Source organism: Sorangium sp. So ce295, assembly GCF_051527405.1.
Taxonomy (GTDB): domain Bacteria; phylum Myxococcota_A; class Polyangia; order Polyangiales; family Polyangiaceae; genus Sorangium; species Sorangium cellulosum_B.
The window spans coordinates 5,678,830-5,697,389 of the sequence record NZ_CP150324.1 but is presented as its reverse complement, the minus strand read 5'-3'; the positions used below and the strand labels follow the sequence as shown (position 1 = coordinate 5,697,389).

Here is an 18,560-nt window from a genome sequence, read left to right as displayed (position 1 = left end):
AGGCGCGTCGGATCGGTCTGCCGGCGCGGCGCAGCCGGCCGCTCGGCTGCGGCGGGAGGGCTGGGCTCCGCCAGGGCGGCGCTAGCGGCTGCGGGGCAAGAGATCGGGCCGCGAACGGAGCGAGGCGAGGGGCTCCTCCTTCTGCATGCCCCCCTCGCACTGGATGCGCGCGACGCGACCTGCGGGCGGCACGTCGATGATCGTCGCCGGCTCGTTCTCCGACTTGCAGAGCGCGAGCACCTTGGTGCCCGGGGCGAGGCGCCCGCTGCGGAGCTGCTTGCGCGACAGCTTGATCTCGGCGTCGTCGGCGAGCCGCCGGACGGTGATGTCGGCTCCCTGGACGTCGCTCACCACGCCGAGCTCGAGCGTCGGCTGCTTCTCCCGGAGCGGGCCCCACACGCGCTCGCCCTTCAGCTGGTCGTTCGGCGGCAGCCAGTCGACGGTCGGCTCCTGGGCGAGGCGCGCCAGCGGCACCCACCCGATCGCGACGTCGAACGCCGCGGTGACCACGGTCGTGCCGGGGTCGACCTCGGTCACAAGCGCGCGATCCTTGGTCTGGCCGATGACCCACACGGGCGTCGAGGGCAGGAGGCTGCGCGTCGGCTCGCCGTCGCTGTCCGACGCCGGCGAGACAGCGACGGTGCCGTGAGACCAGCGCTTTTCCGGCTTCTTCATGGGCTTCATCCGGACCGTCCGCGCCTCGACCCACGCCGCGAGGGCGGCGCGCTTCCGCGCGAGCAGCTCGGGCAGCGCGCCGCTCCCTGGCAGCTCGGCCCCGTCGGGCGCGAGCGCCTCCCAGCGCAGGAGCGCGATGGTGGCGTCGAGCTGTTCGAGCGTGGCTGCCGCGTCCTGGGTGCCGAGCGCCCTGCCGGCGAGCTCGGCCAGCCGTGGCGCCGCGGCCGCGCGGACCCGCCCGAGGATCGCGCGCCCTTGCTCCTCGGAGGTGTCTCCCCGCTTCACGGCGGCGTCGAGCTTCTCGACCACGCTCGCCCAGCGTCCGGCCGAGACGTCCGCCTCGACCTGACCATACAGGACCTCGGCGATGGTGGCGTCGAGCTCCGCCGTGAGCCGGTCCGTGGCGGCGTCGCCGACGACCGCCCTCGTCGGCGGGGCCGCGAGGAACGCGCGCGCCTCCGCGAGCTTGCCGGCGATGGTCGCGTCGTCGACCTTGCTGCTCGCGCACGCCGCGGCCTGCGACGCCACGAGCCGCCGGACCTCGTGGGTGAACGCCTCGCTCTTCAGCTCGTCGATCCGCGCCGACAGCTTGTGGAACGCGGCCTCGCACTCCTTCTTGTCGAGCAGATCGGCGGCGTCGTCGGCCCAGACCTTCGCCTCGCGCCTGTCGACCTTCTCGCGCAGCTCGCCGATCTGGTACCGGTGCGAGTCGACGCCGAGCCCGCTCGCCTTGTCGAGCAGCCCGCGGGCGTCTGCGTACCGCTTGTCGGACAGCGCGCGGCTCGCCTCGTCGACGCGGCGCTGGCTCTCCGCGATGCGCGCCATCTCCGCCGTGACGGCGGGCTTCGGCGCCGGTCGCGCGGCCGGCTCGGCGGCGCAGCCCGCGGCGACGGGGATCGCGGCGAGGACGAGGGCGATGGAGACGGGATGACGGAGCAGCGGCCCTGCTGAGCGCATAGGGACAGGACTCTTCCACTTCCCCCGGAGGATCGTCAACACCGCCTCCGGCGGCGTTTCTTGACCCTCGTACGCCGAGGCCTTACGTGAGCTCCCCGTGAGCGACGACGATACGCGCGGGACGGGCGACCACGAGCCGGACGGCGGGGAGAGCGGCGGCGCGCGCGTCTTCAAGGCGCCGAAGATCACGATCAACCGCGTCTACACGCGGCAGGGGGACGGCGGGCTGACCCGGCTCGTCGGCGGGCAGCTCGTCCCGAAGGACGACGCGCGGATCGAGACCTACGGCACCGTCGACGAGCTCAACGCGCTCGTCGGCGCCGCGCGGCAGACGTTGATCGAGCTGCTCCCGGGGGCGCCGCGCGAGGGCGCCCAGCGCCTCGCGGAGCTCGGGCGCACGCTGCTCCGCGTCCAGCACGAGCTCTTCAACCTCGGGTCGATCCTCGCGACGCTCCCGGAGGACGTCCACCCGAAGCAGCCGCGCGTGACGCAGGCCGAGATCGATCTCCTCGAGGCCGAGATGGACCGCTGCCAGGCCGATCTGCCGCCGCTGCGCTCGTTCGTCCTCCCCGGCGGCTCGCGGCTCAACACGGACCTCCACGTGGCGCGGACGGTGTGCCGCCGGGCGGAGCGCTGCTGCGTGCGCCTCGCCCAGGCCGGCCACGCCGATCCGCACGCGGTCCGCTACCTGAACCGCCTGAGCGACGCGCTCTTCGTCTGGAGCCGCTGGGCGGCCGCGCTCCTCGGCACGCCGGAGCTCCTCTGGGAGCCCGACGCCTCGGCGAGCGGCGGCAAGGCGCCGCCCGCCTGAGCCGCGCCGCCCTGGCCGGCGTCACAGGGGCGCGCTCGTGGCCTTCCCGCCGCGGAGCAGGCGCGGGTGCTCTCCACCGGAGCGCGCCGTCGTCCTCGGCTCGCACGGCGCCGCCGCGTCGGCCGCCGTGAGGGCGGCGCGCGTGCGCTGCACCAGCCGCAGGCCCGCGGCGAGGCCGACGCCTGCCACGAGGGCGAGGCAGGCGATCGTGATCGGGAAGGGGAGGGCGCCGGTCAGCCGCGTGGTCGGCACGGCCGGACCGAAGACGAGCGCCGCGACGAGGTAGGCGAGCCGCTCGTGCCGGCGCATCAGCCCGTCGGGCAGCGAGATCCGGTAGGCGTCGGCCTTGGCGCGCGCGTAGCTCACGAGCGACGAGGCGACCATCGCGACGAGCGGGATCGAGAGCGCCGCGGGGTGCTCTCGGTAGAAGACGGCGAGGCCGATGAGCGGCGCGGCGTCGGACAGGCGGTCGAGGCACGAGTCGAGCACCGCGCCGGCGCGCGACGCCTTGCCGCCTTCGCGCGCCACCATGCCGTCGAGCGCGTCGAGGACGGCGCCGGCGATGAGCAGCGCGGCGCCGGACCGGAAGCGGCCGGCCGCGAGCAGCGGCGCGCAGGCGAGCGACAGGCCGAGCGAGAGGTAGGTGAGCGCGTCCGGCGAGACGCCGAGGCGCGCGAGCGCGCGCGCGGGGGCGTGGAACGACCAGTAGAAGGCCTCGACCACCGGCCCGGGGAGCAGCGCGCTCCCAGGAGAGGCGCCGAGCCGCGGCATCGCGGGTCGGCCGCGGCGCGCGACGCGCACGGCGTAGGCGCCGAGCACGGCTGTGCAGATTAGGATCGCAAAGGCGCAGGGGAGGACGGCCACGCCGAGGGCGGTTGCAGGGTTCGATCCGGGGCCGCGGCGGCGACGCGGGCGCATCGCCGCGGGCGATCGGGCTGCGCCGCTGCGCGCGATGATCTCGCGCCGTCGGGGGCGGCCAGGCCGCGTCCCCGCGCGCCGCCCGTGCGGGCGGGATGCGGTGAACGGTCGCGGAGGATCGCGCCGCGTGGGCGGGCGGAGCTAAGGGCAACTGGCGCGCGAGAGCCGGATGCCCTGGTCTTGCTCCGTGTAGGCGATACCGAGCTCCTGGCCTGTCCAGGCCAGCGCCGGGTACCGCGCGGTCGCGGCGCCGCTCGCCTCGATCTCGTCGCCCATGGGCTCGAGGTCCCGGCTCAGCAGCGTGACGAAGACCCCCGGGGGACCGTCGCGGAACTGGTAGTACGCGACGGCAAGGCCGCGCCCTGTCCACGCGAGCGCCGGCCAGTTGGCGCTGCCTTCGCCGCGCGAGGCGATGGCCTCGGGCGACAGCTCGTCCTGCGCGGAGATCCGGAGCGCGCGGATCTGCTCCGCGCCGCTGCGGGTGTCCTCCCAGACGAGGAAGGCGTCGTCTCCGCCGAGCACGACGCGCGGCAGCTTCGCCGTGACGCCCTGGTGCGCGATCGGATCGAGCGGAGCGCTCTCCTGACCTGGCCTGGCGAAGTCGAGCGCGTCGCCCTGGGTCCAGACCACCGCGGTCTTCTCCCCGTCCGAGGCGACGGCCGGAAATTGCGCCTGATCCAGCGGCATCGAGCTGCTCAGCGCGCCGCCGTCGAGGTGGCCGAGCTGCGACCCGCCCGCGTCCATCCACGCGATGAGCGTCCCGTCCTGGCTCGCCGCCGCGGTGGGCCAGGACTCGGCCGCTCCGCTCCTGGCCAGATCGAAGGCCGCGCCGTCGGCGACGCCTTCCAGCGTCGCGCGGCGGCCGCGCACGACGCTGCCCGCGCCGTCCTGATCCTGCCAGAGGACGAGCAGGCCCTGCCCGTCGCGGTGAACGCTCGGGTGGCTGGAGACGCCCGGCCCGTCATCGATCACCTCCTCCCGCAGCTTGTTGCCCTCCGCGTCGACCGTGGCGAGGAGGATGTCGCCCTCGTCGGCTGCGCGCTCGTGCCACGCGATGGCGAAGCCCGATCCGGTCCACGCGATCGACGGCGTGATCCCGCGGCCGCTGCTCACCTTCAGGCCCTCGGCCGCGATCGTGCAGGCCGCGGCATGGCTCCCGGTCCCTCCGCCTCCCGCCGCTTGCCCTCCGCCTCCCGTGTCTGCTTGCCCGCCTCGCTCTCCGGAGCCGCAGCCCCATGACGCTGCGATGATCGCCGCGCTGATCGAGCCAAGAACCCAGTGCCTCATGGTTCCCCCGTCGTGCTGATGGGAGGCGCTCGGCGCGGCGCGCGCCGCGCGGAGATCGCGCCGAGTGCCTCGATTCACGGGTCCGGCGCGGCGACGTCCTCCGTCTCGGAGACGGCGAGGCGCGGATCGCCGTGCGGGACGACCGCTGTTTCTCTGTTCGATGTCCGGAGGGGCCGCGGGTCGCGGCCCAGCCCTGCGCTTCACGCAGATCACGCAGCGCGCGCCGCGCTTCGGGCCGCGAAGCGCCGTTCGCTCAGCGCGCCGCGGCTCCAGCGCCGTGCGCGCCTGCAGGCATTCTCCGATCGGCGCTGCCCTGACTGGATCGCGCGCCGCCCGCGCGGATCCGACCGGCGGCGCTACTCGTCGCCCTGCTGCGGCTGCAGCGCCTCGGCGACGGCCGCGAGCACGTCCTGCGCGGCGTCGAGCTTGCGTCGCGGCACCGACTTTAGCGCCTGCCGCACGGCCGCCTCCACCGTGCCGGTGCGGAGGCTGTCGAGCTCGCGTCCGCGCGCGGTGAGGCCCAGGAGCGCGCGGCGCCCGTCCTTCGGGTCGACCCGGCGCTCGATGATCCCGCGCTCTTGCAGCCGCTTCAGCACCCCCGTGAGGGTGCTCGGGTGCAGCTGCATGATCTCGGCGAGCTGCCCGGCGGAGATCCCCGGGTAGCGCCCGACGATGCGGATGACGAGCCGCTGCGGGCCCGTCACGCCCATCTTCGCCTCCATGCGCTTCGACGTCGACTGCAGGCCGTGATCGACGGCCCACAGGAGCTTCATGAAGTCGAGCACCTCGCCCAGCCGAGAGCTCTTCTCTGAAGGGGGTCCGGCTGGAGACGAGCGCATCGCCGATGCTTGCTAGCTCGCCCGGACGCGGGCGGCTAGTGCTGGTCGCGGCGAGGGCCGTCGGCCCCGGGCAGGCGCGGGGCGCGGCGCCGGGGCAGATCGCCGAGGAATTCGGGCGGGAACATCGCGGGGCGCCGCGGGCGCGCCGGGGCGCGCCGGGAAGCGTGGCGATGTCGAGCAACCCACGGCGCCGCCGTTGTCTCCGCGCTTTGCCGTAGCGCTCGCGGGCGGTTTCGGAGCAAGATCCACGTCGATGAGCTGGGCACGGCGAGCCGCTCTGTGGACCGGGCTCGGCGCGCTGCTCTGCATCTCGGGCGCGGCCGTCGGCCAGGCGCCGTCGGTGCGCGCGTCCTTCTCGGCGGCGTACCGCGCCTTCCGTGATCCCGGCCTGCTCGATCGCGCGCCCGCCCTCGCGCCGACGGCCGACGCCTGTCCTCCGCCCGCTGGCGATGCGCCGCCCGCCCTCACGGCGCTCCTCGTGCACGAGTTCCAGCCCGCGGCGGACGAGGATCTCGAGGACCCCGACGGGGCGGTGCTGGCCACGCTGGCGATGCCGGACCTCGACGTGCCTCTCACGCGCCGCACGATGCGGTTCGTCCGCTTCTTCGCCCAGTCCGACGAGGGGCGCGCCCTCTTCCAGCGGCGCTTCCGGCGCGCCGGCGCGTACCGCGAGATCATCGAGCGCTCGCTCCGCGAGGCGGGCCTCCCGGAGGATCTGCTCTGGGTCGCGGCGATCGAGAGCGGCTTCGACCCGCGGGCGGTCTCGCCGGCCGGCGCGGCGGGGCTCTGGCAGTTCATGCCGAGGACGGGCGAGGCCTACGGCCTGGAGCAGTCCGAGTGGATCGACGCCCGCATGGGCATCACGCGGGCCACGGACGCCGCGACCGCGCACCTGCGCGACCTGTACGAGCGCTTCGGCCGGTGGGACCTCGCGCTGGCGGCGTACAACCTCGGCCACGACGGCGTCCTCCGCGCGCTGTCGAAGGTCGCTGCGGCGCGCGATCCCGAGGCCCGCGGGCCCGTCGGGCTCGCGGAGCTCTCGCAGGCCGGCGCCATCCCCAAGGAGACCGCGGACTACGTGCCGCAGATCGTCGCCTTCGCGATCGTCGCGGCGAACCGCGGGCGCTTCGGGCTGGACTTGCCCGACGTCGCGCCGCTCCCGCCGCTCGACCTCGGCGAGGTCGCGGTGCCGCCGGGGACGCGGCTCCGCACGATCGCGCGCGCCGCCGGCATCTCGACGGCCGTGCTGCGCGAGCACAACCCCGAGCTCCTGCGCGACCGTGTCCCGCCCGGCCGTGTCGACCACCTGATCTCGCTGCCCGCCGATCGCGTCGCGCGCGCCATGGCCCTGTTCCCCGCCTACCTCGACCACGAGGAGCTCGACGAGGACGAGGGCGACGGCGCGAGCGCTGGGCTGCCGCAGCGCGCCGCGATCGGCGAGCTCGCGCTGGACGGCGCGTCGCTGCCGCCCCGCCCCGTGTCGCTCGGTCGGAACCGGCTCCCCCTCTTCACCCCGCCCGGCCAGGCGCCGGCGCCCATGCCGCTCCTCGGCAACCCGGAGGCGCTCGATGCGAGGCTCCCGATCGTGATGATCGGCGGCGGCGTCGGCTTTCGCCCTGCCTTCGAGGACGACCCGCTCGGCATCCGGAGCGGGCGCCTCGTCCCGGCGTCGCCTTTCGACGACGTCGGAGGCCCGAGCGCGCGCCGCGCCCTCAAGGGGCGCGAGGCGGCGATCGAGAAGCAGATCGGGCTCCTCGCGGGCGTCGGCCAGGAGCAGGTGCAGCGCTTCCGCCTCCCGAACGGCATCGCGGTCGACTTCCGGGAAGATCCCGCGGCGCCGCTCGTCTCGATCAGCGCGGCCGTCGCCGTCCCGGCGCGGTCCGCGAGCGACGCCGGCGCGGCGGGGCCCGCGCTCGCCAGCGAGGCGCGCGTCGCGATCACCGTGCCTCCGCGCGATCTCGACGTCGGCATCGACCTCGTCGCCGCGCGGCTCAGGATGCTGCTCGGCGAGGCGAGCGACGCGCGCGTGGCCGAGCTCAGGCGGCAGGCCAGCGCGGCCTCGCGGGGCGCGCTCGAGCGGGCGCCGTACGGCCCCTCGTGGCTGGCGCTCGGGGACGCGCTGTTCCCCGCCGGCCACCCGCTGGAGGGCACCTTGATAGGGGCGCGCGGCGACGCAGGCGCGGCGAGCGAGCTCCTGCTCACCGAGTCGCTCCGGCGCGAGCGCGCCGCGGCGCAGGCGACGATCGCGCTCTCTGGCGACGTCTCCCGCGCGGCGGTCGAGCAGGCGCTCGCGCGCTCGCTCCAGCGCGCCGTCGAGGGGCCGGAGCGGCCCATCGGGCCGCACCCGCGCGAGGAGCGGATCGTCATCGAGGACGCGGTGCCGGCGCCGCGGCTGCTCTATGGCTGGATCGCGCCGCCGGAGGGAGGCGCGGACGAGGCGCCGCTCCGGGTGGCGATGGAGATCCTCGTCAGCCCGCGCGTCGCGCGGCTCGCGAAGGCCCTCGTGGCCGAGGGGCAGCTCGCGTCGGAGGTGACGGGGCGCCTGTCGCTCGGCGCGCAGGCGAGCGTCGCGGCGGTGGAGCTCACGCCCGCGCCGTCGCGCAGCGCCGCCGAGCTGGAGCAGCGCCTCGACGCCGAGCTCGCGTCGCTCGCGACGTCCGGGCCCACCTGGAAGGAGCTGGCCCTCGCGAAGGCCTTGCTCAAGCTGGATCTCGAGAGGGAGCTCACCCGGCGCGCGACGGTCGCGCCGCCGCCCGCGTCTCCTCGGCCGATCACCGATCTGCGGCTGCGCGCTGCGCTCGACCCGGGCAGCTTGCCGAGGCTGCTCCGCGCGCTCGAGGAGGTCGAGCCGGCCGACGTGCGCGCCGTGGTCGCGCGGACCTTCGGCCGAGAGCGTCGGGTGAGCGTCACGACCTGGCCGCGCGGCGGGAGCGGCGGAAGCGCCGTGGCGACCGCGGCCCCCCCGACGCTCCCGCCGCTCGCTCCGCCGCAGCAGCCGTGAGGCCGCTGGTGCTCGTTCAATCGGCCGAACGCGGCCGAACGCGGCCGAGCGTGCCCGAGCGTGCCCGAACGTGGCCAGACGCCGCTGAACATGCCGGTGTGTAACCGGCGTCACATGTTCAGCACCCCGCGTGCCAGCCGGCCTTTTTCAACATGAACTTATGGACAGGTATGGACAGCTGGTAGCGATCGGAGATAGCACGGGAGAATGACGACCCCTGTGAAGCCGCTGATGGCTGCGGTACCGGCGAGCGAGCACTCCGGCCATTTCCAGGATGGTGTCTATCGGCCCTCCCTCTCGTCGCCCGCGGAGGCGCAGGCGCTCCGGACGCGGAGCGGCGTCGTGGAGCGCGCGACGCGGACCACCGCGAGGACGCACTCCGGCGTGCGGTTCTCGGAGGCGTCCGAGCTGCCTTCGCTGCTCGACCACGTTCCCGCGGTCATCGCGCTGGAGCGGCAGCCGGTGCTGCGCAACCTGCTCATCACCCAGTGCTACTACGAGATCTCCGCGGAGCTCGTGAAGCTGCTCGGCGGACGCAACGCCCACTGGTGCACCTTCGCCACGTGGGCCTCGAAGACCGCGGGGCGGTTCATCCGCAACGAGGAGGTGCCGGCGGTGCTCCGGCAGCTGATCCTCTCGGACGAGGACGAGCGGGAGGTGATCTCGCAGCGCGCCGGCATCGCGACGGGGCGCGGCAAGGGCGAGCCCGAGCGCTTGCCGCTCGTCAGCGGCGTCAACCTGCTCACGCCCTGGTGGGGTCATGGACTCGACCTGATGGAGATCCCAGAGCGGATCTTGCGCGAGCTGAGCTCGGACATCGCCCTCGGCAATCTCAAGGTCTTCGAGGAGCTCGGACCCCTGTTCGTCCGCATGATCCACCTCTATCGAGAGTGCCCGCGGCCCGGCGACGCGCAGCTCGCCGCGCTGCTCGACGGGCTGCAGACAGGGCAGTCTCGGGAGGGGGGACAGGGGCTGCTCCGCAGCGCCGTGGCGCGCTACCACGAGGCGATGCTCACGGAGGAGAAGGACAGGAAAGCGGAGCTGGTCCTCCTCGCCAACGCGCTCGTCGGGCTGCACGAGCAGGTGCGGCTCCAGCCGTACATCGCGAGGGCGCTCAACGCGCCCGTCCGCTGCCTGCGCGACTCGATCGGCGTTTCCGGACGGCACCTGCCCGAGGCGCTCAGGTCCGTGGTCCGCGAGCAGGCCGAGAAGGTGCAGGCGATCTGGCGCCTGATGGCCACGAAGGAAATGATGACCATGCGCCTGCCGGACGAGCTCCTCGATCTCGGCTACGACCTGCCCGCGCCGCCCGGCTTGCCGCTCCACTGCGCGGAGCTCGCGACCATCGAGGATCGCGAGCTCTTCGACCTCCTGAGCGAGTACAACGCGCACGATCAGACGACGCACGGCTGCGGCGCAGAGGACTGGGCGTCGCTGCCCGAGCGCATGGGCTACATCCTCGAGCTGTTCCGCTCACGGCAGTCCTGCACGCGGCTCCTCGAGCGGCCCTTCAGCCGCGAGCAGCACGCCGAGATCGTCGCCTGGCGGGTGCCGATGCGCACCCACGGCGAGCTCTAGCGCCGCGCTCCGGAGCTCCTGCGGCGTCTCCCGCGGTCACCTCGCGGCGGGACGCGCCTCGCGCGCCGCCGAGGCGCGCTGCTTCTTCTCTTCCAGCGCGCCGCCCTCCGCTCAGGGGCGGGCCGCGCGGCGCTCGGAGAGCTGCGCCAGGAGGCCGAGCGCGCCCTGACCCTCCGCGATCTCGCGCCCGCGCCGGAAGGCCGCCTCGGCCCGATCCCGCGCCTCCGCGGCCGTCGGCGCGCCGCGCACGAGGGCGATCTCGCCCTCGAGGCGGTAGAGCTCTGGCTCGAAGTAGCGTTCGTCGCTCTTCTCGACGAAGGCCAGCGTGTCGGCGAGCAGCGCGCTCGCCTCGTCGACGTTGCCCGCGCCGAGCTCCGCCTCGATGAGCGCTGACCGCCAGTAGGTGAGCGACACGCGGCTGCCGATGCCCGTCAGCATCGCCAGGCCTCCGCGGATGCGCGCGGCGCCCTCGGCATACCGCGCGCGCGCCGCCTCGCCGGCCGGCCCCTCGGCCGCGCGCGCAGCCGTCGCCCAGCCGAGGTCGATCTGGCTGAGCGCCGCCCAGTGGGGCATGCCCACCTCCCCGGAGAGCTTGCTGAGCGCGTGCGCGTGCGCCTCCGCGCCCGCGAGATCGCCGAGCAGGCAGCACAGCACGGCCGCGAAGTGCTCGACGAAGCCGCGGCTCACGGGCTGGTTGAGCTCCTCGCACAGCGCGATCGCCTCGTCGACCGAGGCCCGGGCGCGCTCCGGCTCGCCGAGGTGGAACGCGATCCAGGCGAGGTGAGACAGGGAGAACGCCGCGGCGTCCTGGCCGAAGAGGAAGGCGAGCGGGAGGTGACGCGCGGGATCGTAGAGCGCGAGCACCTTGTTGAAGTGCTCGCGGGCCTCGCGGAGGTGCCCTCGGAGGAAGCGCGTCGCGCCGAGCGCCTGGTGGGCGCCCAGCGTGATGCCGGCGTCGCCCGTGCTCTCGGCGAGCGCGAGCAGCTGCTCGCCGTGCTGCTCCGCCAGCGCGTAGTCGCCGCGGACGTGGAAGAAGATCCAGAGCCCCCACAGCGCGGGGAAGAGCTGCGGCGAGGAGCCCACCTCGCGGCAGAGCGCGTGCGCGCGCGCATACGTCGCCTCGACCTCCGGGGCGGCGTAGCCGCGCGTGATCATCAGCGGGACGCCGAGCGTGGTCTGCAGCGTGATCTCGTCGCGCGCCCGCTCTTTGGTCTCCGGGAGCTGCTTGAGGAGCTCTAGCCCGCGGCTGAGCTGGCTGATCGCCTCGGCGTGCGCGGACGAGAACAGCGAGGCCTCGCCCGCGCGCTGCCACGCGGCGACGGCGGGGCCGAGCAGCGCGGCCTCGGTGTAGTGCCGCGCGAGCAGCTCGGGCGGCGTATTCGTGGTGCGCTCGGCGAGGACGGCGGCGATGCGCGCGTGGTACACCTGCCGGGTGCCGCGGAGCAGCGACTGGTAGGCGGCGTCCTGCACCAGCGCGTGCTTGAACGTGTACGTCGAGCGCGGGGGGCGCCCCCGCTGGAAGAGCAGCTCGGCGTCGACGAGCTGCGCGAGCGCCTCGCGCAGCGCCTCGGGGCTCGACGCCATGAGCAGCGGCTCCGCGCCCGCGCTGCCCGCCGCGCACAGCTCGAGCGCCTCGTAGCCGAACGTTCGGCCGAACACCGCGGCGAGCTGCGCGACCTCCTTGGCAGGGCCCAGGCGATCGAGGCGCGACGTCAGCGAGTGCTGGAGGGTGGTCGGGATCTCGAGCGCGCCCACCCCCTGGCGCGCGGCGCTCGGCGCGCCGGTCGACTCCCCTGCGGCGGCTTGCGCGGCGGCCGACTCGACCACCATGCGCGTGAGCTCCTCGGCGAACAGCGGGACGCCATCGCTGCGCTCCGCGAGCGTCCGGATCACCTCGTCTGGCAGCGACGCCTTCATGCCCGGCGCGCCGCTCGTCGTCGCGTACGCGCCGGCCAGCTGCTGGACGAGCGCCCGCATTCGCTCAGCGCTGAGCGGGGCGAGGTAGAGCTGGGTGAAGTGCGAACGCACGGGCCACGGCGGCGCGAACGTCGGGCGCGCGGTCAGGAGAAGCAGCAGCGGAGACGGCCGCCCCTCGTCGATGAGCCGGCCGAGCAGCTCCAGGGTCGACGGGTCGGCCCAGTGCAGGTCCTCGGTCGTGAGCACGAGCGGCTGCCGATCGGCGAGCCCGAGGAAGAGCTGCAGGAGCGAGGAGATGGTCTCCTGCCGCTGGCGCTGCGGGCTGAGCGCCGGCGCGGGGTGGCGTCCCTCGGTCGGGATCGACAGCAGCGCGGCGAGCAGCGGCACGGCGAGCGGCCCCGCCTCCGCCTCGGCGAGCAGCTCCTCCAGCCGCGCGAGCCGGTCTTCGCGCGGCTCGATCCCTGCGCCGCGCTCCGTCGACGGCGCTGCGCCGCTCAGCGTGCTCGCGCGCTCGCGGTCGCCCGCGAGCAGCGCGTTGAGCAGCTCGATCACCGGATAGAAGGCGCTGTTCTGGAGCTGCGGCGAGCAGCGCGCCTCGAGCCACAGGTGGGGCGTCCCCGCCAGCCGATCGCGGAAGGCGCGCACGCTCCGCGACTTGCCGATCCCCGCCTCGCCCGTCATCAGCACGACCTGCCCCGCGCCGCTCGCGGCCCGCGTCCACCGGGCCGCGATCTCGTCGAGCTCGCTGTCTCTCCCGACGAGCGGCGTGAGCCCGTGTTGCATCCTCGCGTCCAGCCGGTCCCGCGCGGTCGTGCGCCCGTGCACCGCGAAGACCTCGATCGGCTGGCGCCCCTCCTTCGGGCTGATCTCGCCGAGCGCGTCCACGTGGTAATAGCCCTCGACGAGCTTCAGCGTCGCGCGGCTCACGAGCACCGTGCCGGGCTCCGCGTGGGCCTTCAGCTGCGTCGCGGCGTTCAAGGTCGGGCCTGCGAGCGAGGGCGCGGCGTCGCTGTCCGCCACGACGACGATCCCGGTGTGCACGCCGACCTGCACGGACAGCGGCACGGACACGAGCTCGCGCGTGTTCAGGCTGGACATGTGCTCGACCAGATCGAGCGCCGCCTGCACGGCGCGGAGGGCGTCGTCCTCCCTCGCGACGGGGTGGCCGAAATACGCGATCGTCTCCTCGCCCGGGGAGCGGAGGAACACCCCCTCCTGCGCCCCGATCACCTGGGCGCACACCGCCTGGTACATCTGGACGAGCTCGTGGAACGCCTCGCTGTCGATCGTATCCGCGATGCGCTCGGCGCCGGCGAGCCCGCAGACCAGCAAGGTGAGCTGGCGGCGCTCGCCGCGGCCGGTGGTCGACATCGGCCGCGTCCCGGGCGCGACGCTGGGGCGGGACGTGAAGTTCGTCGCCGGCGCCGTCGGCGGGCTCCCCGAGGCGCCGAGGTGGATCGACGCGTTGCGGATCGGCCTCGCCGGCGCCGCGGCGGGCGCGACATTGCGGCCTGGGATCGCGAGCGTCGGCGCGGCGCCGAGCCGGTCGTCCTGCCGCTGCTGCTCGGGGGATTTGCGCACCGTGCCCGGCGGCGGCTCGGGTTGCTCGGAGGGCACGAGCTGGGTCTCCTGCTCGGCCTCGACCTGCCGCGCCGGTCGCGTCGCGATCGCCCGCTGCTCCAGCGCGCCGCCGCGCCCTTTCACCGATGCGGCGGGGCCAGGATCGGGCGGCAGCGGCCACGGGATCCCCGACACGTCGCACTCCTCCAGCAGCTCGTAGGCGTCGCGGGCGGACCGGAAGCGGTGCACCGGCGACTTGGCGGTCGCTTGCTCGAGCAGCGCGCCGAGGGGGTGGCCGCGGAGGGCGCGCGGGATCGGCACCGGCTCGGGGCTCAGCTGGCGGAAGATGACCTCGGCGACCGTCGCCTCGTGCATCACGGGCGCGCCGAGCAGGCACTCGAGAAAGGTGAGCCCCCATGCATAGATGTCCGCCGCTGTGGTCGGGGTGGACTGCACGAGCTGTTCCGGGGCCATGTAGGCCGGGGTCCCGTTGAACTCCCCGGTGGGGGTGAGCGCGCGGTAGTCGGCGGAGCGGGCCTCGCCGATGAGCGCGGCGATGCCGAAATCAAGCACCTTGGCGTGCGTCCGCTTGCCCGACCCGGCGACCATGATGTTGTGCGGCTTGAGGTCGCGGTGAACGACGCCGCGCTCGTGGGCGAAGCCGATGGCGTCGAGCACCTGCAGCATCAGCCGCTTCGCCTCGTTCGGCTCGACCCCCCTCGTGCGCTGGCAGCGCGCGGTCAGCGTCTCGCCGTCGACGTACTCGAGCGCCAGGTAGAGCTCGCCCTCGGGCAGGCGCCCGGCGTCGAGCAGGCGAACGATGTTCGGGTGGCTCAGCTGGGCGATGACCTGCATCTCCCGCTCGAAGCGCGCTTCCTGGGAGCTCGACTCGCGCGAGCGCCGCAGCACCTCGGGTCGAAGCAGCTTGAGCGCCACGCGCTGGGTGGTCACGATCTGGCGCGCATCGTAGACGACGCTATGGCCGCCGCTCCCGAGGTGGCCGAGCACCTGATACCGGCCGTCCACGAGCGCGCCGACCTCGAGCAATCCATCGCGAGCGGGCATCTCCTGATCTCTTACCGCCGAACGCCGCCGGAGTGGATCGTGAACGCCGCTGCCGGTCCAGGTTGATCGCTCGCGGCGCCTCGAGGCCCGCTGAAGCGACGCGAGACAGGGCGCCGGGGCGAAGCGGCGCTCACATCTGGCGGCCTTTCCGCTGTGTCGCACGCCTGGCTGCCCTTCGCTGGGCGTGATGCAGGCAACCAGATCACCTCGGCTTGAGCGCGTGGTGCAGGAGAACGAGGTCTGATACCCTCGCGCTTGATGGGCAATGCCCCGCACTCCGGCAGCATGCCGCCACCTTCGAGTGGTCGGGGCCAAGGAGCCCTCCTCTACGCCGTCGACGATGAGGAGCTCAACCTGGACCTCATGGATCGGGCGCTCCGCTCGGGCTACCAGGTCCGCACCTTCGGGGACCCTCGCCGCGCGCTGGCGGCCGCGGTGAAAGAGCCGCCCGCCGTGGTCGTCGCCGACTACCGGATGCCTCATTTCAGCGGGCTCGCGCTGCTGCGCGAGCTGCGCCGGCAGGGGCTGAGCTACGTCCCGGTGCTGGTCTGCGCCCCGACCGACGTCGAGCAGATCCAGAAGATCTCCCGGGAGAGCGCGGCGTTCCGGATCATCACGAAGCCCTGGATCGCCTCGGATCTTCGCCGCCAGGTCGACCTGGCGGTGAGCCTCCACCAGCTCCAGGTCGCGCGGAACCACCGCTGAGCCGAGGGCGCGCCGTGGCTTTGCCGTGCGCTGTCCGGGGCGATGCGACCGGATCGCCCGCGGGCGGCGCGCGAGCGTGCCCGCGCCGCGGGGGCGTCCGGTGGTGCCCTTGAGCGATCGCTCCCTCGACGTGGTCGCGCTCGAGCTGCCGCAGCGCTTCGGCGACCGAGGGGGAGCGCTTGCCGAGATCGACCGTCTCCTCGGATCGCCAGCGCTTGCGGGGGCAGACCTGGTGCTGCTGTCCGAGCTCATCCTCACGGGCTATGTCTCGCCGCGGGGGGACAGCGATCTGCGCCGCTTCGCGGAGCCGATCGACGGGGAGTCGGCGGAGCGGCTCGCCGAGCTCGCGCGAAGGCACGGGATCGCGCTGGCCGGCCCCCTCGTCGAGGCGAGCGGGGGCCGCTTTTACAACAGCTTGCTCGTCTTCGACGGCGAGGGACGGCGCGTGGGCCATTACCGCAAGCGTCATCCGTGGTTCCCGGAGCGCTGGGCGGCGCCGGGGGATCTCGGGACGCCGGTCCTCGAGCTGCGCGGGGTCAAGCTCACCGTCGCCATCTGCTTCGATGTTCACTTCGTCTCCGACGACGCGGGCGACGCGCTCGATGAGGCCGATCTGCTGCTCTTCCCTACGGCGTGGGTCGACTCGCCCGGGGAAGGGGACATGCGCGCCGATCTCCTGCCCGTGCTCGCCCGGCGCCATCACATCTCGATCGTGAACGCCAACTGGGGGCCCTCCCGCCCTGCGCTCGACGGCCAGGGCGGCTCGCGCATCCTCGACGCGCAAGGGCGGTCGATCGCAGCGGCGCCGCCCGGCCCAGGGCCGAGCGCTGTACGCGCCACGTTGCGCTTCGCGCGAGAGCGGCGCGCCACGTGAGCCTGGGCGCGCGGAGCGCCAGCGCGCCCTCGCGGGTTAGGCTCGAACGCCCGAGCGCGCTCAGGCGAACGGGAGCCGGGTCAAATCGACGTTGCCTCCGCTCACGATGACGCCGATCCGCGCCCCTTGGATCAAGCGCCGCAGGACCGCCGCCACCGGGACGGCCGCGCTCGGCTCGATGACGAGCTTCATCCGCTCCCAGACCACGCGCATCGCCTTGACGATGTCGTCTTCGCTCACGGTGACGATCTCGACCCCGCGCTCGCGCAGGACCGCGAAGGTGAGCTCGCCGAGCGAGGTGCGGAGGCCGTCGGCGATCGTGACCGGGTCGTTCGAGGGGACGATCCTCCCTTCGCGCATCGATCGCGCCGCGTCGTCCGCGGCCTCGGGCTCGGCGCCGATCGTGCGCGCGCGCGACAGCGAGCCGGTGGCGATGGCGGTCCCGGAGAGCAGCCCGCCGCCGCCCACGGGCGCGACCACGGCGTCGAGATCGTCCACCTGGGCCGCGAGCTCCAGCGCGGCCGTGCCCTGGCCGGCGATGATGCGCGGGTCGTTGTAAGGAGGGACGAAGATCGCGCCCGTCTCGGCGATCACGCGGGCGACCGTCTCCTCGCGCGAGCGGAGCGTGGAGGCGCAGCTCACGACCCGGGCGCCGTAGCCCTCCACGGCGGCGCGCTTCACGGCGGGCGCGTTCTCGGGCATGACGATGTACGCGGCGACGCCGCGGATTCGGGCCGCGAGCGCGAGCGCGGCGGCGTGGTTGCCCGAGGAGTGGGTCGCGACGCCGCGCCGCGCCTCCTCGTCTGAGAGGGACAGGACCGCGTTGCACGCGCCGCGGAATTTGAACGCCCCGACCCGCTGCAGGTTCTCGCACTTGAAGAAGACGCGCGCCCCTGCGATGCCGTCGATCGTCCGGCTGGTCATGACGGGCGTCACGTGGGCGTGGGGCGCGATGCGCACGGCGGCGCCGCGGATGTCCTCGACAGTAGGCAAACGGCTCATGGGACGCTCATCGGAGCGCGCTCCCGGCCCGGCGTCCACCGCGAGCGCCGCGCGCCCACGTGACGCCCTCGCGGCGCTGCTTCAGAACAGGTCGGCCGCGATGCCGTCGGCGAAGACCCAGGCGGCTCGCGGGACGCGGATCCGCCCGCCCGCCACCTCCAGGCGGCCGGCGCGCTCGAGCCGCTCCGCGGCCCTCCGCCGCGAGGGCGGCCACGCCGGCACCCCGAGCGCCGCCGCGGCGGCCTCGAGATCGAGCCCCTCGCGCAGCCGCAGCCCGAGCATGATCCGCTCGGACAGCCTTGTCTCCGGCTCGAGCCGCTCCTCGCTCTCCACGGCGATCGCGTCGCCGCCTTCGGCCGTCGCAGCCATGTACCGTTCTGGACTCACGATGTTCCGGTACCGGACCGCGAACGCTTCTCCGTCATGGCCCTCCGCGCCGGCCGAGCGCAGGCCCCAGCGCGGATCGGGGCGCGACACCGTCCCGTAGGCGGCGCACCCGAGACCGACGTAGTCGACGCCTTGCCAGTAACCCAGGTTGTGGCGCGCCTCGTGACCCGGCCTCGCGTAGTTCGAGACCTCGTAATGGGCGAGCCCCTCGGCCTCGAGGGCCTCGTCGATGGCGAAGAACGTGTCCGCAACGCCATCGTCTCCGGCGAGCGGCAGGCGACCGCGCCGCGCGAGCTCTCCGAACGAGGTGCCGGGCTCGACCGTCAGGCTGTACGCCGAGATATGGGTCACCCCCGTCGAGGCCACGGCGCGCGCCTCGGCGGCGGCGTGCTCGGGGCGTTGCTCCCGCGCCGCCTCGACCGTTCCGACCGCGACACCGTAGATGAGATCGCCGCTCACGCGCGGCATCCCTGACCGGATCGCCGCCGAGAGCGCGCCGAGCCCGCCGTCGGGGTCGTGCAGGCGCCCGAGGAACCGGAGGCGCTCGACGTCGAGGCCCTGAACTCCGACGCTCAGCCGGTTCACTCCGATCGCTCGGAACGCTCGGGCCCGCTGCTCATCGAGCGAGGTCGGGTTGCACTCGACGGTCACCTCGAGGTCGGGCGACAGCCGGCCGGCAGCCGCGGTGATGGCCGAGAGCACCCTGCCCATCTCGTCCGGCTCCCACAAGGACGGCGTCCCGCCGCCGAAGAAGATGCTCCGGAGCTCGCGCTCGCCCAGCAGATCCTCCCGCTTCCGGAGCTCGGCCAGCACGGCGTCGGCATAGCCGCGGTGGTCGATCGCCTCCCGCGCCTTCGCGAAAGACACGAAGTCGCAGTAGGGACACTTCTTGAGGCACCAGGGGAAGTGGACGTAGACGGTGATCGGCTCCATGGTTTTCATGAATCCGCAGCAACATTCGACCCGACGCAAGCGGGCGAAGCG

At 74.1% G+C, this 18,560-nt stretch carries 12 protein-coding genes; 5 read left to right on the top strand and 7 right to left on the bottom strand.

Annotated elements, in window-relative coordinates:
• Positions 1 to 81 precede the first annotated feature (81 nt).
• Positions 82 to 1,632, bottom strand: coding sequence for a hypothetical protein (locus tag WMF11_RS21520; protein ID WP_437978737.1), 1,551 nt, complete (start codon positions 1,630 to 1,632; stop codon positions 82 to 84).
• 97 nt (positions 1,633 to 1,729) lie between these two features.
• Between WMF11_RS21520 and WMF11_RS21515 the strand changes: the two genes are divergently transcribed.
• Positions 1,730 to 2,443 (top strand): cob(I)yrinic acid a,c-diamide adenosyltransferase, encoded by a 714-nt coding sequence (locus WMF11_RS21515; protein ID WP_437910382.1) that lies wholly within the window; start codon positions 1,730 to 1,732, stop codon positions 2,441 to 2,443.
• A 21-nt stretch (positions 2,444 to 2,464) separates the two neighbouring features.
• On the opposite strand, the gene WMF11_RS21510 is transcribed toward WMF11_RS21515, so the two are convergent.
• The 3 genes from WMF11_RS21510 to WMF11_RS21500 all read right to left on the bottom strand — a co-directional run bounded on the left by WMF11_RS21510 (position 2,465) and on the right by WMF11_RS21500 (position 5,421).
• Positions 2,465 to 3,262, bottom strand: coding sequence for a CDP-alcohol phosphatidyltransferase family protein (locus tag WMF11_RS21510; RefSeq protein WP_437978736.1), 798 nt, complete (start codon positions 3,260 to 3,262; stop codon positions 2,465 to 2,467).
• Between the two features lie 240 nt (positions 3,263 to 3,502).
• Positions 3,503 to 4,648: a hypothetical protein gene (locus WMF11_RS21505; RefSeq protein ID WP_437978735.1), complete on the bottom strand. Its 1,146-nt coding sequence runs from the start codon at positions 4,646 to 4,648 to the stop codon at positions 3,503 to 3,505.
• Between the two features lie 356 nt (positions 4,649 to 5,004).
• Positions 5,005 to 5,421, bottom strand: a complete 417-nt coding sequence (locus tag WMF11_RS21500) for a MarR family winged helix-turn-helix transcriptional regulator (RefSeq protein WP_437910379.1) — start codon at positions 5,419 to 5,421, stop codon at positions 5,005 to 5,007.
• 319 nt (positions 5,422 to 5,740) lie between these two features.
• Between WMF11_RS21500 and WMF11_RS21495 the strand changes: the two genes are divergently transcribed.
• Positions 5,741 to 8,488, top strand: coding sequence for a transglycosylase SLT domain-containing protein (locus tag WMF11_RS21495; RefSeq protein ID WP_437978734.1), 2,748 nt, complete (start codon positions 5,741 to 5,743; stop codon positions 8,486 to 8,488).
• Positions 8,489 to 8,695: 207 nt separating this feature from the next.
• Positions 8,696 to 10,066, top strand: a complete 1,371-nt coding sequence (locus tag WMF11_RS21490; RefSeq protein WP_437978733.1) for a hypothetical protein — start codon at positions 8,696 to 8,698, stop codon at positions 10,064 to 10,066.
• 111 nt (positions 10,067 to 10,177) lie between these two features.
• On the opposite strand, the gene WMF11_RS21485 is transcribed toward WMF11_RS21490, so the two are convergent.
• A complete protein-coding gene (locus WMF11_RS21485; RefSeq protein ID WP_437978732.1) occupies positions 10,178 to 14,608 on the bottom strand; it encodes a protein kinase domain-containing protein in 4,431 nt (1,476 codons plus the stop codon).
• Positions 14,609 to 14,866: 258 nt separating this feature from the next.
• On the opposite strand from WMF11_RS21485, the gene WMF11_RS21480 reads away from it, so the two are divergent.
• Together WMF11_RS21480 and WMF11_RS21475 are read left to right on the top strand one after the other, a co-directional pair.
• Positions 14,867 to 15,313, top strand: coding sequence for a response regulator (locus WMF11_RS21480; RefSeq protein ID WP_012236479.1), 447 nt, complete (start codon positions 14,867 to 14,869; stop codon positions 15,311 to 15,313).
• Between the two features lie 103 nt (positions 15,314 to 15,416).
• Positions 15,417 to 16,187, top strand: coding sequence for a carbon-nitrogen hydrolase family protein (locus WMF11_RS21475; protein WP_437978731.1), 771 nt, complete (start codon positions 15,417 to 15,419; stop codon positions 16,185 to 16,187).
• Between the two features lie 60 nt (positions 16,188 to 16,247).
• Here WMF11_RS21475 and WMF11_RS21470 read toward each other — a convergent pair whose 3' ends face one another.
• Together WMF11_RS21470 and hemW are read right to left on the bottom strand one after the other, a co-directional pair.
• Positions 16,248 to 17,189 (bottom strand): pyridoxal-phosphate dependent enzyme, encoded by a 942-nt coding sequence (locus WMF11_RS21470; protein WP_437978730.1) that lies wholly within the window; start codon positions 17,187 to 17,189, stop codon positions 16,248 to 16,250.
• An 81-nt stretch (positions 17,190 to 17,270) separates the two neighbouring features.
• Positions 17,271 to 18,518, bottom strand: a complete 1,248-nt coding sequence (hemW, locus tag WMF11_RS21465; RefSeq protein ID WP_437910373.1) for a radical SAM family heme chaperone HemW — start codon at positions 18,516 to 18,518, stop codon at positions 17,271 to 17,273.
• Between the last annotated feature and the right edge of the window lie 42 nt (positions 18,519 to 18,560).

Excerpts from the sequence above, each read along its gene's own strand:
- WMF11_RS21500 (WP_437910379.1), bottom strand. The coding sequence starts at position 5,421 with ATGAAGCTCCTGTGGGCCGTCGATCACGGCCTGCAGTCGACGTCGAAG.
- WMF11_RS21520 (WP_437978737.1), bottom strand. The coding sequence starts at position 1,632 with ATGCGCTCAGCAGGGCCGCTGCTCCGTCATCCCGTCTCCATCGCCCTC.
- hemW (WP_437910373.1), bottom strand. The coding sequence starts at position 18,518 with ATGAAAACCATGGAGCCGATCACCGTCTACGTCCACTTCCCCTGGTGC.
- WMF11_RS21490 (WP_437978733.1), top strand. The coding sequence starts at position 8,696 with ATGACGACCCCTGTGAAGCCGCTGATGGCTGCGGTACCGGCGAGCGAG.
- WMF11_RS21505 (WP_437978735.1), bottom strand. The coding sequence starts at position 4,648 with ATGAGGCACTGGGTTCTTGGCTCGATCAGCGCGGCGATCATCGCAGCG.
- WMF11_RS21495 (WP_437978734.1), top strand. The coding sequence starts at position 5,741 with ATGAGCTGGGCACGGCGAGCCGCTCTGTGGACCGGGCTCGGCGCGCTG.
- WMF11_RS21485 (WP_437978732.1), bottom strand. The coding sequence starts at position 14,608 with ATGCCCGCTCGCGATGGATTGCTCGAGGTCGGCGCGCTCGTGGACGGC.
- WMF11_RS21480 (WP_012236479.1), top strand. The coding sequence starts at position 14,867 with ATGGGCAATGCCCCGCACTCCGGCAGCATGCCGCCACCTTCGAGTGGT.
- WMF11_RS21470 (WP_437978730.1), bottom strand. The coding sequence starts at position 17,189 with ATGAGCCGTTTGCCTACTGTCGAGGACATCCGCGGCGCCGCCGTGCGC.